Consider the following 16,170-nt stretch of genomic DNA (forward strand, 5'->3'; position numbering starts at 1 on the left):
TCCAACTTCTGTCTATGCTGGTGTCATGCCGCGCCGAAGCTATGACCAGTACTGCGCCGTCGCCCGAGCCCTGGACGCCGTCGGCGACCGCTGGACGCTCCTGATCGTCCGGGAACTGCTGGGCGGCTCCCGGCGCTACACCGATCTGCACGCCGACCTGCCCGGCGTCAGCACGGACATGCTCGCCTCCCGGCTCAAGGACATGGAGCGGGACGGTCTGGTCACCCGCCGCCGGCTCGCCCCGCCCGGAGCCGCCTACGTCTACGAGCTCACCGACCGCGGCCGTGCGCTGCTGCCCGCGCTCAGCGCGCTGGCCGACTGGGGCGCCCCCGCCCTCGACGAGCGGCGCCCGACGGACGCGGTGCGGGCCCACTGGTTCGCGGTACCGCTCATCGCGCGGCTCGCCGACCACTTCACCGACGGCGTCCGCGTCGTCGACATCGCCCTCGACGAGGGGGAGTTCCATGTCCTCCTCACCGCCGACGGCGGCCCCCGCTACGCCGACGGACCCGCCGACCGCCCCGACGCCCGGCTGCGGATGGACACCGCGACCTGCGCCGACCTCGCCCACGACCGCCTGACCCTCGCGGCCGCGATCGCCTCCGGCCGGATCGCGGTCACCCTGTCCCAGGGGGTCTGTGGCGGCTGACCGGTGCTCCGTCCGGCGCGTCGCGGCCGGCGATCCGCCCACGACCACCCGCCGCCCCGTTCGGTGGAACTGACGATGCGTCATGAACGGCGCCGGGTGACGCTTTGGGCATGGACCAACCACCAGGACCCCGCTCGCGCACCGGACTCTCCGTTCTGCTGGCCGTGGCGGTGCTCGCCGGGCCGCTCGCCCCGGCGGCCGAGGCGGCGAAGGCGCCGGAGGGGCGGCAGGACGGCGGGCGTACCGCCTCGGCCTGGCTGCCCTATTGGGGCGACATCGACGCCGCCTACCGCGACGCGCTGCGACACGCCTCCCAGCTGCGCACCGTCAGCCCCTTTTGGTATCAGTCGTCTTCCGACACCACCATCACCGGACACCCCGGCGCCGGGCGGCGCGACATCATCGACGGGCTGCACGAGGCCGGGATCGAGGTCGTACCCACCGTGACCGAGACCCTCGGCGCCGAGGAGATGGGCGATCTGATGCACGACCCGGACCGGCGTCGGGCGCATGTCGACCGGCTGCTGGACGTGGTGGAGAGCCGTGCGTACGACGGGATCGACCTCGACTACGAGTCGATGGCGGTCACCGGCGACAAGGAGGCCCGCGAGTGGGTGCGGACCGGGTACAACGCGCTCGTCCGGCAGCTGTGCACGCGGCTGCACCGCCTCGGCAAGCAGTGCGTGGTCACGGTGCTGGCCCGGGTCCGCGGCAGCGGCACGGCGTTCGACTACGAGTGGCTCGGCAGGTACGCCGACCGGGTCCGGATCATGGGGTACGACCTGCACTGGTCGGGCGGCGAGGCGGGCCCGCTGTCCTCCCGGGACTGGTACGACGAGTTCCTGCGCTACGCCACCGACACCGTCCCGCGGCACAAGATCGAGGTGGCCTTCCCGGGCTACGGCTGGGACTGGGTCACCGGCGTCAAGGGTCATGCGGCGCATCTGACCTGGAAGGAGGCCGATGCGCTGCGTGAGCGGGCGGACGCCGAGTACCTCTTCGACCGGCAGTCCGGCACCCCGTACTTCCGCTACTACAAGGACGGTGAGGAGCACGAGGTGTGGTACCAGGACGCGCGCGGCGTCCGGGCCCAGCTCCCGCTGCTGAGGAAGTACGGGGTGCGGGGCACCGGCCTATGGGCGCTCGGGTTCGAGGACCCGGAGTTCTGGAGCGCGCTCCGCCGCGAGTAGCCGCAGCGCCGCCTCGGACGGCGAGCCCTCCGCGGCGGTGTACATCAGCACGCCCTGCCCGGAGCCGTCCGGCGTCTGCATCATCTCGAAGTCCAGCTCCAGATCGCCCACCAGCGGATGGTGGAACCGCTTGGTGCCGAAGGTGCAGTTGCCGACGGCGTGCCGCGACCACAGGCCGCTGAACTCGGTCGACTTCATCGACAACTCGCCGATCAACTCGGTGAGCTGGGGGTCGTCGGGGTACTGCCCCGCGGCCACCCGCAGCGCGGATACGGCCCGCCGGACCTCCTCGTCGCGGTCCCGGTAGAGCTCCCTGGTGTGCGGATCGAGGAAGAGCAGCCGCTGGGCGTTGGGCCGGTCCAGCGGACGGCCGGGGCTGTCGAAGTCGAGGTGCCCGGCGATCAGTGCGTGCCCGAGGCGGTTCCACGCCAGGATCTCGAAGCGCGGCCCCAGCGCGACGGCCGGTACGTCCGCCATGGCGGTGAGCAGCCGCCGCACGCCGGGACGCACCCTGTCGTGGCGGACCGCGGGGCGGCGGCGCGCTCGGGTGGGGCGGGCCAGCGCGCACAGATGGGCCCGCTCGTCGGCGGTCAGTCGCAGCGCCCGTGCCAGCGCGTCCAGCACCCCTTCGGACGCGTTGTGGCTCTGGCCCTGTTCGAGGCGGGTGTAGTACGCGACGCTGACGCCGGCCAGCTGCGCCAGCTCCTCGCGGCGCAGGCCGGGCACCCGGCGGCGCGCCCCGTAGGAGACCAGTCCGACCTCCTCCGGCTGGAGCCGGGCGCGGCGGGAGCGCAGAAAGTTCCCCAACTCGGCGGGGGTGTCCGTGGCGGGTGAGTCCATACCGGCCAGTCTCGGCCATCGGGCGGGGCGGTGCCTGACCCTGTCGGTACCAGGTTCCCGGGGCGGCCGGGGCCGGGCGACGGGGGGCGGCACCGGGATGTGGCGCGGAGTCGTCGGCGACTGTTCCCTCGTCGATACCGACCGCTTAGTATGTCGCTGGCGAGGGGCCGCTGCGCCCTCCGCCCACCCGCGTATCCAAGGTCTGTGGAGGCACCAGGTGAAGGCATGGCGCGTACACGCGAACGGCGAGCCGCGTGAAGTGATGCGGCTGGAAGAGGTGCCGGACCCGCAGCCGGGCCCTGGGCAGCTGCTGCTGCGGGTGCGGGCCGCCAATATCAACTTCCCCGACGCCCTGCTGTGCCGGGGCCAGTACCAGGTGCGGCCGCCGCTGCCGTTCACACCGGGCGTGGAGATCTGCGGCGAGGTGCTCGCCGCGGGCGAGGGCGCGGCCGGTGAGATCGGGAGCCGGGTGCTGGCCCAGCCGCCGCTGCCCGCCGGAGGCTTCGCCGAGCTGGCCGTCGTCGACGCGGCGACCGTCCGCCCCGCCCCCGAGGCCCTGGACGACGCGGAGGCCGCCGCACTGCACGTCGGCTACCAGACCGGCTGGTTCGGACTGCACCGCCGGGCCCGGCTCCAGGCCGGCGAGACGCTGCTGGTGCACGCCGCGGCCGGCGGCGTCGGCAGCGCCGCCGTCCAGCTCGGCAAGGCCGCGGGCGCACGGGTGATCGGGGTGACCGGCGGCGCGGACAAGGCCCGCATCGCCCGCGAACTGGGCTGCGACCTCGTCCTGGACCGGCGCACCGACGACATCGTCGCCGCGGTCAAGGACGCCACCGACGGCCGAGGCGCCGATGTCGTCTACGACCCGGTGGGCGGCGACGCGTACGCCAAGTCCGTCAAGTGCATCGCCTTCGAGGGCCGCATCATCGTCGTCGGCTTCGCCGGCGGCGCCGTCCCCACCCCCGCCCTCAACCACGCGCTGGTGAAGAACTACTCGATCTTGGGCCTGCATTGGGGCCTGTACAACACCAAGGACCCGGCGGCCGTCGACGCCTGCCACGAAGAGCTGACCAAGCTCGCCGCGCAGGGTGTGATCAAGCCGCTGATCGGCGGGCGGGTCCCGCTGGAGTCGGCCGCCGACGCCGTACAGCAGGTCGCCGACGGCACCTCCGTCGGCCGGCTCGTGGTGGTCCCCGGAGCAGGGGAGGCCCGATGACCGACGCCGCCGACCTGCGCCGGCGCACCGCCGAGCTGCTCGCCGCCCACCCGCCCGCCACTACGGACCGCCTGGAGTTCCTGCGCGCCCGCTTCGACGCGGGGCTCGCCTGGGTCCACTTCCCCGAGGGACTCGGCGGACTCGACGCGCCGCGGTCCCTCCAGGCGGTCGTCGACGCCGAGCTGGAGGCGGCCGGCGCCCCCGGCAACGACCCGGGCCGGATCGGCATCGGCCTGGGCATGGCCGCGCCCACCATCCTGCGGTACGGCACCGACGAGCAGAAGCAGCGGTTTCTGCGGCCCCTGTGGACCGGCGAGGAGGTGTGGTGCCAGCTGTTCAGCGAGCCCGGTGCCGGTTCCGACCTGGCCGCGCTGGCGACCCGGGCCGTACGGGACGGGGGTGGGGGCTGGATCGTCGACGGGCAGAAGGTCTGGACGTCCAGTGCGCATCTGGCCCGCTGGGCGATCCTGATCGCCCGCACCGACCCCGATGTGCCCAAGCACCGCGGCATCAGCTACTTCGTCTGCGATATGACCGATCCCGGTGTCGAGGTGCGCCCGCTGCGGCAGATCACCGGCGAGGCCGAGTTCAACGAGGTCTTCCTCACCGGCGTCCGGATCCCCGACGCGCACCGCCTCGGGGCGGTCGGCGAGGGCTGGCAGGTCGCCCAGACCACCCTGATGAACGAGCGGGTCGCCATCGGCGGCGTCCGCACACCCCGCGAGGGCGGCATGATCGGCGTCGCCGCCGCCGACTGGCGCGCCCGGCCCGAACTGCGCACCCACGATCTGCACCAACGGCTGCTGAAGCTGTGGGTGGAGGCCGAGGTCGCCCGGCTGACCGGTGAGCGGTTGCGCCAGCAGCTCACCAAGGGGCAGCCGGGGCCCGAGGGCAGCGGTATGAAACTGGCCTTCGCCCGCCTCGCCCAGGAGATCAGCGGCTGGGAGGTGGAGTTCCTCGCCGAGGACGGACTGACCTACGACGACTGGACGATGCGCCGCCCCGACGGCGTCGACTTCACCGGGCGCGAGGCCGGCTACCGCTATCTGCGCGCCAAGGGGAACTCCATCGAAGGAGGCACCTCCGAAGTGCTGCTGAACATCGTCGCCGAACGTGTGCTGGGGCTGCCGCCCGAGCCGCGCACCGACAAGGACGTCGCGTGGAAGGACCTCCCCCGATGACCGACCCGCAGACCACCGCGCCGGTGGGCCCGGACCCCGATCTCCTCTACTCGGAGGACGAGGACGCGCTGCGCGCCGCCGTACGGTCGCTGCTCGCCGACCGCGGCGATCCGGCCACCGTGCTCGCCGGCCTGGAGGCGGACCGCGCCTTTGACCCCGCACTGTGGCGGGCGCTCGCCACGGAGATCGGCACCGCGGGGCTGCTGGTCCCCGAGCGGCTCGGCGGAGCCGGCGCGAGCGCCCGTGAGGCCGCGGTCGTACTGGAGGAACTGGGCCGCTCCGTCGCGGCCGTGCCCTATCTGACCAGCGCGGTCGTCGCGGTGACGGCTCTGCTCGGCTGCCCGTGCGACCGGCCGGAGGTCGCCGCGCCGCTCGCCGCGCTCGCCGAGGGGAGCACCGTCGGCGTGCTCGCCCTCCCGCTGCCCACCGCACCCGGAGGACTGCCGGAACCGGCCGTACGGGCCGACGCGGGTGGTGTCCTCACCGGCCGGGTGACCTCGGTCGCCGACGCCGTGGCCGCCGAGCTGCTGCTCGTCTGGGCCCAGGCCCCCGAGGGCCCGGCGCTCTACGCGGTCGACGCCGCCGCCGAGGGCGTGCGTACCGACACCGTCACCCCGCTCGACCTCACCCGCCCCCTGGGGCACCTCGCCTTCGACGGCGCCCGCGGCACCCTGCTGGCCACCGGCGACCGCGCCCGCGCCGCCGTCGAGCGCGCGCTGCTCACCGGGGCCGGGCTGCTCGCCTCCGAACAGCTCGGCGTCGCCGAATGGTGCCTGACCGAAACCGTGCGCTACACCGCCGAGCGCACCCAGTTCGCCCGCCCCGTCGGCTCGTTCCAGGCACTCAAGCACCGGATGGCCGCGCTGTGGCTGGAGGTCGCCTCGGCCCGCGCGGCCGCCCGCAACGCCGCCGACGCGCTGGCCACCGACAGCCCGGACGCGGATGTGGCCGTAGCCGTCGCCCAGGCGTACTGCGCGCCGGTGGCGGTACGCGCCGCCGAGGAGTGCCTCCAACTGCACGGCGGCATCGGGATGACCTGGGAGCACCCGGCCCATCTGTTCCTCAAGCGGGCCAAGAGCGACGAGCTCGCGCTGGGGTCGCCGGGCAGGCACCGGCAGGCCCTGGCGGGGCTGGTCGGTCTCGACGCTCCGTAGGGGGTCTGCGCAACGTTCCGGCCGGTCAGCCGGTGACGGCGAAGGTCCGGCTCAGGGCGCGGACCTCGGCGTCGCCGGCGGTGGCCACCTCCAGGAAGTAGCGGGGGCCCGGCGGCACCCGTGGCAGCGTCACGATCACCTCGCCGGCCGGCCTGGCGCCCGCATGGGTCGCCACCAGCCCCAGCCGCTGCGAGCGGCCGTGGCCGGTATCGGTGCGCAGCCAGACGTCCACCTGCTCGCCCGTGGTGTTCTTCCAGGCCACGGCGAAGCTGCCGTTCGGCTTGAAGTCGACACCGCCCTGCGGCGCGGTCACCTCGATCCGCCCCGTCACGGGTGCGGTCCGAAGGCCGGCATCGGGCGGCACGGCATCGGCGCCGAGCGCGGAGGTGGCGGCCCGCGCGGCCGAGCCGCCGTGCCCTGCCGTGGCGGCGTAGGCACCGGCGGGCGACGGCCGGTCCGCCCCGGTACCGGGGCGCTCGGGTGCAAGCGTGACGACCAGCATGCAGCCGACGGCGGTGGCGGCGACGGCGACGGCCAGATTCGTGGCTATCCAAGTGGCCCTGGACATCGTCTTCTCGTTTCCTCGGGGGAGGGACGAGCCGGAGCATCCCCGGCACGTCGATGGCCAAAAACGACGCGCTGAGCGACCACCTGGATGGCCATTCCCGGCGCGACAGACCCCACGGGGCACGAGACAATCCCGCGGCCGGACGGGATCGATCACCCGTCCGGTGATGTCTGGAAAGTGCCGTTCGGGTAGCGTCGAACCCATGGACACCGCAACTCGTCGTGCGCTGATCGGACCGGTTCTCCTCCTGGTGGCCGCGCTGGTGGCGGTAGCCGCGCTGCTGGCGCCCGGCGCCCGTGCCGCGGGCGGGCTGGACGAGGCCGCGGCGGCCCTGAAGAAGGGCCCGGTCTATGTCGATCCGCGCGCCGCGGATCAGCTCTCCGCAGGTCAGGCGGATGCGCTGGCCAAGAAGATCAAGGACGCGGACAAGCCGATCTTCGTCGCGGTACTGCCGAAAGCCGCCGAGTACCAGCCCGGCACGCTGCTGGCGGACCTGCGGACCAAGGTCGGCGTCAGCGGCGTCTACGCCGTCGAACTCGGCGACGGCTTCAACGCCGGCGCCGACCCGCGCGTGATGTCCCGCGACTCCGTGAGGAACCTCGTCGGCTCGGTCAAGCGCTCCGACTACACCGTCGCCGAGCGGCTGAACAGCTTCGTCGACACCGCGGAGCAGTCGGCGCGGGGCCACGCCCCCAGCTCATGGGGCGACACCGGAGGGGCCGGCGGGTTCGACGCCGGCACGGCGATCGGCCTCGGTGTCCTGGTGGTCGTCGGTGGCGGCGGCGCGTACGCCATCGCCCGCCGCAACCGCAGGCGGCGGGCCGAGGAGGAGCGGGCCGCGCTGGAGGACCTGAGGGTCGTCGTCGACGAGGACATCACCGCCTTCGGCGAGGCGCTGGACCGGCTGGACTTCCACCCCGGCGAGCCCGGCGCCGACGACGCGATGCGCGCGGACTACAGCCATGCCCTGGACGCGTACGAGACGGCCAAGTCGACGATGGCGGCGGCCGAGCACCCCGGCGATGTGCAGGCCGTGACCCGGGCTTTGGAGGACGGCCGGTTCTCGCTGGCCACCCTCGCCGCGCGCCGCACGGGCAAGCCGCTGCCCGAGCGCCGGCCGCCCTGCTTCTTCGACCCGCGGCACGGCCCGTCCGTCGTCGATGCCGCCTGGGCACCGGCCGGCGGCGCGGAGCGCACCGTACCGGTCTGCGCCGCGGACAAGAGCCGGCTGGACGACGGCCGCGAGCCGCTGGCCCGCACGGTCCGCACCGAGCGCGGAGACCGCCCCTACTGGGAGGCGGGCCCGGCATACGGCCCCTGGGCCGGCGGCTACTTCGGCGGCGGCCTGCTGCCCGGCCTCCTGGTCGGCACGCTGCTCGGCAACGTGATGATGTCGTCCCCCGCCTACGGCGCGGACTTCGGCGGGCCCGGCGGCGCCGAGGGCGGCGACTACTCCGGCTCCGACTTCAGCTCCGACGACTTCGGCGGCGGCTTCGGTGACGGCGGCGGCTTCGACGGCGGTGGCGGCTTCGGCGGCGACGGCGGGTTCTGAGCGTTCCCGGACGATCGGCGCGCGGAACAGCCGAGGCTCCCGGCCGGCCGGTTCCCGGGGCCGCTGAGCGTTCCCGGACGGTCGGTGCCCGGAAGGCCGCCGAGCGCTCACCGGCCCTCCGGGCCCACCGCCCGTTTGAAGCCCAGCAGGCGCGCATAGCGTGCCCGCGCCGCGAAGTCCGCGTAGCGCCACACGGCGGGCCGACCGACCTCCCGGCACAGATGCAGCACCTGGTCGGGCCCCAGGTGCACGCCCACGTGGGCGCCGTATCCCTCGGGGCGGCCCGCGACCGGCCCGCCGTCGAAGAGCACCAGGTCCAGCGGCCGGGGCCGGTCGGTCCGCCGGGTCGCCCGCCGGTCCGCCCACAGCTCCGCCGAGCGCAGCGGCGGCATCGGCAGACCGAAGTGGCCCAGTACGGCATAGGCGTAGCGCTGGCAGTTGGCGCCGCCGGACAGGGCCGTGAAGTCGCCGGGTGCGGCGGGGCCGATCGCGGCGGTCGGCCCGTCCGGCGCGGATGACGGGCATTCAGGTGTCCCCGCTCCCGGATGGCGGGCGCCCGAGTAGGTCACCTTGCGCAACTCCGCGGGCAGTTGCCCGAACGCCGTCGGGCCGGAGGGGGCGGGGATTTGGGAGCGGGTCTCGCGAGTCATCCGGCCATCATGCAAAGGATCTCCCTCATGCCGCGTGTCGCGGTGTCGCGCACGCTCGACACGTCGGATCCGACGTGCACTCGACACCGCGAGGAGATCCCCGATGCAACGCTTTCGCAAGGCCGCCCTGTGGGGCGCGACCGTCGCGGCCATGGCGGCCGTCGGCTCGCTCAGCCCGGCGCACGCCGCACCGCAGCCCGATCCGACGCCCCAGCCGCGCGGCATGTTCGACGCGATGAGCCGGGACCTCGGACTGACCAGGGAGCAGTTGCGCATCCGGCTCGCGCAGGAGACCGACGCCCACCGTGCCGCGGCCGCGGTGCGCCGGGCGCTGAGCACCCCGCCCGCCGGGATGTGGTTCGACAAGGCGAGCGGCAAACTCATCGTCGCGGTCACCGGCGCCGCCGACGCCCAGCGGGTGCGGGCGGTGGGCGCGGTGCCCAGGGCGGTGTCGCACAGCCACGCCGCGCTGATCGCACTGGTGGCGCAGATCAACGGACGGGCCGGCAAGGGCGTACCGGGCGTCACCGGCTGGGGCGTGGACGAGCGGACCAACGGCGTGGTGATCCGGGTCGACCGCACCAAGCGCACCGCGCAGACCAACGAGTTCGAAAAGGCCGTCCGCGGCTTCGGGACCCGCGCGAAGATCCCGGTCACCGTCGAGCACACCGACCAGTCGCCGCGCCAGCAGGACGGCCGGGTCATCGGCGGTGAGCGCTGGATGCCCGGCAACGAGGGGATCTGCTCCATCGGCTTCTCGGTGACCGGCCCGCACGGACTGCGGGGATTTGTGACGGCCGGTCACTGCACCCTGACCGCGGCGCAGGCCGCCTACGGCAAGGACGGCAGCCGGCTGGGCACGTCCAACCTGGGCGGCAAGCACAGCGTCAACGGGCGCGAGGGCGACTTCGGGCTGGTCGAGGTCGACCAGCCGGAGTGGGCGCTCAGCTCGACCGTGGCGGGCCAGGGCGGCCGTCCGGTGACCGTCACCGGCTCGCAGGAGGGCCTCGTCGGTATGTCGATCTGCCGCTCCGGCCAGTCCAGCGGCTGGCACTGCGGCGAGATCACCCGGGTGGACCAGACCGTGGACTACGGCAATGTGACGATCGAGGGGCTCTCGTACACCAACGCCTGCTCCGCGGCCGGAGATTCGGGCGGCTCGTACATCACCCAGCTCAACAACCCGATGGCCGTCGGGGTGCACTCCGGCGGCGGGTCCTCCGGCTGCGACGGCGACGGCGGCAGCACCATCACCATCTTCCAGCCGGTCGGTGAGCCGCTGGCGAAGTGGAACCTGACGCTGAAGACCGGTACCTCCTCCTGACGCATACGGCCGGAGGCCGGTTCACGGCCGTCCCTTTACGTACTGTTTAATGGGATCGCTTAATTGCGAAGCATTCGCAATAACGCCAACTCGCAATAACAGTCGATCTTCATTAGGGGTGTGGGCATGACGGCCCGGTCGATACGCGCAGGGGCCGCCGCGGCGCTGACAGGCGCGCTGGCGCTGGTGACGGCGGCCTGTTCGGCGCCGGACGACGGCCGGGGGCGGGCCGCCGGCGGCAAGGACTCCGCGGTCGTCGGCATCGCCTACGAACCGGAGACGCTCAGCCCGCTGCTGGGCTACGGCAAGGACGGCAATTCCAAGATCTTCGACGGGCTGCTCACCCACGACGCCGGCATGAAGCTCAGGCCGGCGCTGGCGGCCGCACTGCCCGAGGTCTCGGACGGCGGCCGGACCTACACCTACTCCCTGCGACCGGGAGTGACCTTCTCCGACGGCGAGCCCTTCACCGCCGACGACGTCGTCTTCACCTACGAGACCATCCTCGACGAGAGGACCAACAACGCCTCCAAGGCCGAACTGGACGCCCTCGACAGGGTGGAGAAGAGGAACGACCGGACCGTCGTCTTCCATCTCAAGTACCCCTACGCGCCGTTCGCCGAGCGCACCGTACTGCCCATCGCCCCGCGCCACATCGTCGGCAAGCAGGACGTCAACACCGGCACCTTCACCACCCAGCCGATCGGCACCGGCCCCTACGTCCTCACCCACTGGTCCAAGGGCGAGAAGCTCACCTTCAAGGCCAACCCCACCTACTGGGGCGGCGCGCCGAAGGTGAAGAACTTCACCATGGCGATCATCAAGGACGACGACATCCGTGCCACCCGGCTGCGCGCCGGCGATCTCGACGGCGCCGTCCTGCCCCCGGCCCTCGCCGCCACCTTCGCCTCCGACAAGGGCAAGAAGACCCTCGCGGCCACCACCTTCGACTACCGCGACGTCACCCTGCCCAGCGCCCACCCCGTCACCGGCGACCGCGCCGTGCGCCGGGCGCTGGACGTCGCCGTGGACCGCCCGGCCATGGTCGAGGGCATCCTCAGCGGCGCCGGCAAGCCCGCCTACGGGCCGGTGCCCACCGACAGCCCGTGGTTCGCCAAGGGCACCGAGCGCCCGCACGACCTGAAGAAGGCCGCGCGGATCCTCGACGCCGCCGGCTGGAAGCAGGGCGACGACGGCGTCCGGCACAAGGGCGGGCAGCGGGCCTCCTTCACGCTCTGGTACCTCTCCGGCGACAAGCTCCGCCAGGAGCACGCGCTCGCCTTCGCCTCCGACGCCAAGAAGGCCGGTATCGAGGTGAAGACCGAGTCCGGCACCTGGGAGGCCATCGAGCCGAACATGAAGCGGGACGCGGTGCTCGCCGGCGGCGGCAGCCCGGCCGACCCCGACTTCGACCAGTACCTGCTGCTGCACTCCTCGCTCGCCGGCGACGGCTTCAACAACATGTCGCGCTACGCCGACAAGACCGTGGACGCCAAGCTCGTCGAGGCCCGTCGCACCGACGACCACAAGACGCGCAAGGCCGCCTACGACACCGTCCAGCGGCGGCTCGCCGACGACCCCGCCTACATCTTCCTCACCCACATCGACCACCTCTACGTGGTCGGTGACCGCCGGCCGGGCCTGACCACCCAGGTCGAGCCGCACGACCACGGGCTGGCCTCCGGCCCCTGGTGGAACGTAGAGGACTGGCAGACCGGCAAGTGAGCGCGACCACCCCTCTCCCCTGGGGGCCGATGGCGCGGATGACGGCACGGCGGGCGCTGCTCGCCGTGCCCGTCCTGCTCGCCGTCACCCTCGGCGTGTTCGCGCTGGCCGCGGCCTCGCCCTTCGACCCCGTCAAGGCGTACGCGGGCACCGCCGGGCTGACCGCCTCCCAGGAGAACCTCGACCAGATCCGGCACAACCTCGGCGCCGACCGGCCGCTGCTGGCCCGCTGGTGGGACTGGCTGACCCACGCCCTCACCGGCGACCTCGGCGACTCCTCGACGCTGCGCGCACCGGTCTCCCAGGTCATCGGCGAACGCATCGGCTGGTCGGTGCTGCTGTGCGCCCTCGCCTTCGCGCTCGCCGTCGTCCTCGGCACGCTGCTGGGCGTGCTCGCGGCCCGGCGGCGCGGCTCGCTGCTCGACCGCGCCGTCGGCTCCGCCGCCTACGTCCTGGAGGCCGCGCCGCCGTTCTGGCTCGGCCTGCTCGCGGTCTGGCTGTTCGCGCTCCGGCTCGGGGTGCTGCCGGCCGGCGGACTCACCGACTCCGGCACCGACGTGGCCACCGCCGGCCAGATCGCGCGCCACATCGTGCTGCCCGCCGTGGTGCTGGCCCTCTCCCAACTGCCCTGGTTCGTGCTGTACGTGCGGCAGGGGGTCGGCGACGCCCTGGAGGAGGACCCCGTGCGCGGGGCGCGGGCCCGCGGCCTGCGGGAGCGGACCGTGCTGCTGCGGCACGCGCTGCGCTCCGGGCTGCTGCCCGTCCTCACCCTGATCGGCTCGCGGGTGCCGGAGCTGATCACCGGCGCCCTGCTGGTGGAGACCGTCTTCAGCTGGCCGGGCATCGCCGCCGCCACCGTCCAGGCCGCCACCGGCGTGGACTTCCCGCTGCTGGCCGCGCTCACGGTGCTGGCCACCGCGGCCGTCCTCGTCGGCAACCTGCTGTCCGACCTGCTCTACGGACTCGCCGACCCCAGGGTGGCTTTCGATGGCTGACACCACCTGGCACCCGTCCCCACGCGCCGCGCGCCGTACGAGCGGGGCGGCCCCCGATCCCGGACGGAGCCGCGGCCCGGCCCTGCGCGCGCTGCGGATACGGGCCGGCGCCGCGCTGGTGGGCCTGATCGTCCTCGCGGTGGCGCTCGTCCCGCTCCTGTTCCCCCTCGACGCCCAGGCCGTCGACCTGGCCGCCAAGCTCCAAGCGCCCTCCTGGGCCCACCCGTTCGGCACCGACGAGGTCGGCCGCGACCTGCTGCTGCGCTGTGTCCACGGGCTGCGGGTCTCCCTGCTCGTCGGCGTGGTCGCGGCGCTGGCCGCCACCGTCCTCGGCACGGCGGTGGGCGCGCTGGCCGGTGCGCTCGGCGGTTGGGCGGACCGGGCGGTCATGCGGATCGTCGACCTGTTCTCGTCGGTGCCGCATCTGCTGCTGGGCATCTTCGTCGTGGCGATGTTCCGGCCCGGGATCTGGCCGGTGATCGTGTCGGTGGCGCTGACGCACTGGCTGTCGACCGCGCGGATCGTGCGTGCCGAGGTGCTCTCGCTGCGCTCCCGCCCGTACGTCGACGCCGCCCTCGCCGGCGGCGCCTCGCGCGCCCGGGTGGCGGTGCGTCATCTGCTGCCCGGTGTGCTGCCGCAGGCCGGGCTCGCCGCCGTGCTGATGATCCCGCACGCCATCTGGCACGAGTCCGCGCTGTCGTTCCTGGGCCTGGGGCTGCCCGCCCACGAGGCGAGCCTGGGCAGCATGGTCAACACCGCCCGCGGCTCCCTGCTGGCCGGTGACTGGTGGCCGACCCTCTTCCCCGGCCTGTTCATCATCGTCCCCACCCTCGCCGTCGCGGGCCTGGCCGGCGTCTGGCGGGAGCGGATCAACCCCCGTCGCCGATCGGAGCTGATGCTTTGAGCGCGCCCTCGCGACCCGATCGCCCCGTGCTGTCCGTACGGGGGTTGTCCGTACGCTTCCGGATGCCCGGCGGCCGCCATGTCCACGCCGTCACCGATGCCGCCTTCGACCTGGCCGCGGGGGAGTGCCTGGCACTGGTCGGCGAGAGTGGCTGCGGCAAGTCCGTGCTGGCCTCGGCCCTGCTCGGGCTGCTGCCCGGCAACGCGCAGACGGCAGGTTCGGCGCGGCTGGGCGACACCGAGCTGTTGACCGCGTCCGAGCGGGAACTCGCCGGTGCGATCCGCGGGCGGCGGATCGGGCTGGTACCGCAGAGCCCGGCCGCGCATCTGACGCCCGTACGGAGCGTGCGCGCGCAACTGGAGGAGGCCGTACGGGAGTTGACGGGGACGGCCAGGCGCGACCTCAGGGCGGCGGCGGAGCGGGCCGCCGCGCGCGCCGCCTTCCCCCTCGACCACCTCGACCGCTTCCCGCACCAGCTCTCCGGCGGGCTGGCGCAGCGTGCGGCCACCGCGCTCGCGCTGGTCGGCGACGCCCCGCTGCTGCTCGCCGACGAACCGACGACCGGGCTGGACCGGGACCTGGTGGACCGCACCGTCGACGAACTGCGCAGGCAGGCCGGTGCGGGCCACGCGCTGCTGATGATCACTCACGACCTGGCGGCGGCCGAGCGGATCGCGGACCGGGTCGCCGTGATGTACGCCGGCCGGATCGTCGAACTCGCCGACGCACCGGGGTTCTTCGGTGCCCCGGGCCCCCGGCACCCCTACGCCCGCGGACTGCTCGACGCGCTCCCCGGCCGGGCCTTCGTCCCCATCCCCGGTATGCCGCCGGAGCTGGGGGATCTCCCGTCGGGCTGCGCCTTCGCCGCCCGCTGCGGGCGGGCCGCCGCGGCCTGCGAGACGGTGCCCGCACCACACGACGGCGTCGCCTGCCACCACCCGGTGACGGCGAAGAAGGAGGCGGACGATGCTCGAACTGCGTGACATCACCGCCGGATACGACCGCCGGACACCCGTCGTGCGCGGCGTCTCGCTGACCATCGCCCCCGGTGAGGCGGTGGGACTCCTCGGCCCCAGCGGCTGCGGCAAGTCCACGCTCGCACGGGTCGCCGCACTGCTGCACCGGCCCGACTCCGGCACCGTCGTCCTGGACGGCGCACCCGCCGCGGGCTGGCGCCATCGCGCACCCCGCGCCCAGCGCACCGCCTACGGCGTGCTCTTCCAGCAGCCCCGGCTCTCCGCCGACCCGCGCCTGAGCCTTGCCGACCTGATCGCCGAACCGCTGCGGGCCACCGGGCGGCGCGCCCGCGTCCCGGACCGGATCGCCGAGCTGGCACCCACCGTGGGCCTGAGCGGGGAGCTGCTCGCGCGCCGTCCGCACCAGGTCAGCGACGGGCAGTTGCAGCGCGCCTGCCTGGCCCGTGCGCTGGTGCTGCGGCCCCGCTGGCTGATCTGCGACGAGATGACCGCGATGCTGGACGCCTCGACAACCGCCGCGCTGGTGGCCGTCGTCGAGGACTACCGCCGGGAGAGCGGCGCCGGTCTGCTCGCGGTCGGCCACGACCGTACGCTCCTGGAGCGCTGGTGCGACCGCACCGTCGGCTGGGAGGAGCTGAGCCGCACGCCCGCGGCGCCTACGATGTGAATCAAGTGGCCCATGGGCCTCACGGGGAACGGGGAGACATCGTGGCAGAAGCAAGGGATGCGGCGCGGACCACGGCCGGCGAGGACCCGGCGGGCGGACCGGAGCGCACGCCCGGGGCGGTCCCGGCGGAGCCGTTCGCGGCCTTCGCCGTCCCGGTCACCGTCCGCGGCTATGAGACGGACTCTCAGGGCCATCTCAACCAGAGCGTCTATCTGCAGTACGCCGAGCACGCCCGCTGGTCGCTGCTGCAGGCGAGCGGTATCCGGCAGAGCGACCTGGTGGACCGGCGCATCGGCCCGGTGACCATCGAGACCACCATCCGCTATCGGCGGGAGCTGCGCGCGGGCGACGAGGTCGAGGTGAGCTGTGCGTTCGTCTGGGGCGAGGGCCGGACGTTCCGGGTGGAGCAGACCGTCCGCAAGGCGGACGGGACGGTGGCCGCCGAGCTGAGCGCCGTGGGCGGGCTGCTGGACCTCACCGAGCGCACGCTGCTCCAGGACCCGCGGGCGGTCTTCCACGAGCTGGCACAGGACCCCGCGGCGCTCGGCCTCGCCGAGGACTGACGGGTAGTGTGACCG

The 16,170-nt window shown here is 73.8% G+C and carries 16 protein-coding genes; 13 read left to right on the forward strand and 3 right to left on the reverse strand.

From position 1 onward, the window contains the following. The first annotated feature begins 25 nt into the window (after positions 1-25). Together WAB15_RS34100 and WAB15_RS34105 are read left to right on the forward strand one after the other, a co-directional pair. Positions 26-649 (forward strand): winged helix-turn-helix transcriptional regulator, encoded by a 624-nt coding sequence (locus WAB15_RS34100; protein WP_399145172.1) that lies wholly within the window; start codon positions 26-28, stop codon positions 647-649. A gap of 110 nt (positions 650-759) precedes the next feature. Beyond that, entirely contained in the window at positions 760-1,839 is a 1,080-nt protein-coding gene (locus tag WAB15_RS34105; protein WP_407288607.1) for a glycosyl hydrolase family 18 protein, read from the forward strand. Here WAB15_RS34105 and WAB15_RS34110 read toward each other — a convergent pair. After that, a complete protein-coding gene (locus WAB15_RS34110) occupies positions 1,783-2,679 on the reverse strand; it encodes a helix-turn-helix transcriptional regulator (protein ID WP_399145174.1) in 897 nt (298 codons plus the stop codon). The two genes, WAB15_RS34105 and WAB15_RS34110, sit on opposite strands and share 57 nt — an antisense overlap. A gap of 217 nt (positions 2,680-2,896) precedes the next feature. Here WAB15_RS34110 and WAB15_RS34115 point away from each other — a divergent pair, with 217 nt between their 5' ends. The 3 genes from WAB15_RS34115 to WAB15_RS34125 are packed head-to-tail and all read left to right on the forward strand — an operon-like array spanning position 2,897 to position 6,230. Further along, positions 2,897-3,895: an NADPH:quinone oxidoreductase family protein gene (locus WAB15_RS34115; RefSeq protein WP_407288608.1), complete on the forward strand. Its 999-nt coding sequence runs from the start codon at positions 2,897-2,899 to the stop codon at positions 3,893-3,895. Further along, positions 3,892-5,076, forward strand: a complete 1,185-nt coding sequence (locus WAB15_RS34120) for an acyl-CoA dehydrogenase family protein (protein WP_407288609.1) — start codon at positions 3,892-3,894, stop codon at positions 5,074-5,076. The genes WAB15_RS34115 and WAB15_RS34120 overlap by 4 nt, the downstream gene beginning before the upstream one ends. Beyond that, positions 5,073-6,230 (forward strand): acyl-CoA dehydrogenase family protein, encoded by a 1,158-nt coding sequence (locus WAB15_RS34125; protein ID WP_407288610.1) that lies wholly within the window; start codon positions 5,073-5,075, stop codon positions 6,228-6,230. Before WAB15_RS34120 ends, WAB15_RS34125 begins: the two co-directional genes overlap by 4 nt. A 25-nt stretch (positions 6,231-6,255) precedes the next feature. Here WAB15_RS34125 and WAB15_RS34130 read toward each other — a convergent pair whose 3' ends face one another. Beyond that, complete coding sequence (locus WAB15_RS34130) at positions 6,256-6,798, reverse strand: Ser-Thr-rich GPI-anchored membrane family protein (protein WP_407288611.1); 543 nt, start codon at positions 6,796-6,798, stop codon at positions 6,256-6,258. 202 nt (positions 6,799-7,000) lie between these two features. Here WAB15_RS34130 and WAB15_RS34135 point away from each other — a divergent pair, with 202 nt between their 5' ends. After that, the gene (locus WAB15_RS34135; protein ID WP_407288612.1) at positions 7,001-8,350 is read left to right on the forward strand and encodes a hypothetical protein; all 1,350 of its coding nucleotides are present in this window, start codon (positions 7,001-7,003) and stop codon (positions 8,348-8,350) included. 107 nt (positions 8,351-8,457) lie between these two features. Here WAB15_RS34135 and WAB15_RS34140 read toward each other — a convergent pair whose 3' ends face one another. Continuing rightward, positions 8,458-9,000 (reverse strand): cell wall hydrolase, encoded by a 543-nt coding sequence (locus WAB15_RS34140; RefSeq protein WP_407288613.1) that lies wholly within the window; start codon positions 8,998-9,000, stop codon positions 8,458-8,460. 103 nt (positions 9,001-9,103) lie between these two features. Between WAB15_RS34140 and WAB15_RS34145 the strand changes: the two genes are divergently transcribed. The 7 genes from WAB15_RS34145 (at position 9,104) to WAB15_RS34175 (ending at position 16,155) form a co-directional block, all read left to right on the forward strand. Next, the gene (locus WAB15_RS34145) at positions 9,104-10,324 is read left to right on the forward strand and encodes a S1 family peptidase (protein ID WP_407288614.1); all 1,221 of its coding nucleotides are present in this window, start codon (positions 9,104-9,106) and stop codon (positions 10,322-10,324) included. 126 nt (positions 10,325-10,450) lie between these two features. Beyond that, positions 10,451-12,049: an ABC transporter substrate-binding protein gene (locus WAB15_RS34150; RefSeq protein ID WP_407288615.1), complete on the forward strand. Its 1,599-nt coding sequence runs from the start codon at positions 10,451-10,453 to the stop codon at positions 12,047-12,049. A 38-nt stretch (positions 12,050-12,087) separates the two neighbouring features. Next, complete coding sequence (locus tag WAB15_RS34155; protein ID WP_407289343.1) at positions 12,088-13,044, forward strand: ABC transporter permease; 957 nt, start codon at positions 12,088-12,090, stop codon at positions 13,042-13,044. After that, a complete protein-coding gene (locus WAB15_RS34160) occupies positions 13,037-13,948 on the forward strand; it encodes an ABC transporter permease (RefSeq protein WP_407288616.1) in 912 nt (303 codons plus the stop codon). The genes WAB15_RS34155 and WAB15_RS34160 overlap by 8 nt, the downstream gene beginning before the upstream one ends. Before the next feature lie 62 nt (positions 13,949-14,010). After that, on the forward strand, positions 14,011-14,931 hold the full coding sequence (locus WAB15_RS34165) for an ABC transporter ATP-binding protein (RefSeq protein WP_407289344.1): 921 nt from the start codon (positions 14,011-14,013) through the stop codon (positions 14,929-14,931). Continuing rightward, positions 14,915-15,592, forward strand: a complete 678-nt coding sequence (locus WAB15_RS34170; RefSeq protein WP_399145184.1) for an ABC transporter ATP-binding protein — start codon at positions 14,915-14,917, stop codon at positions 15,590-15,592. The genes WAB15_RS34165 and WAB15_RS34170 overlap by 17 nt, the downstream gene beginning before the upstream one ends. Before the next feature lie 41 nt (positions 15,593-15,633). After that, positions 15,634-16,155: an acyl-CoA thioesterase gene (locus tag WAB15_RS34175; RefSeq protein WP_407288617.1), complete on the forward strand. Its 522-nt coding sequence runs from the start codon at positions 15,634-15,636 to the stop codon at positions 16,153-16,155. Positions 16,156-16,170: the final 15 nt, after the last annotated feature.

Source organism: Streptomyces sirii (genome assembly GCF_045690365.1).
Lineage (GTDB): Bacteria > Actinomycetota > Actinomycetes > Streptomycetales > Streptomycetaceae > Streptomyces > Streptomyces sirii.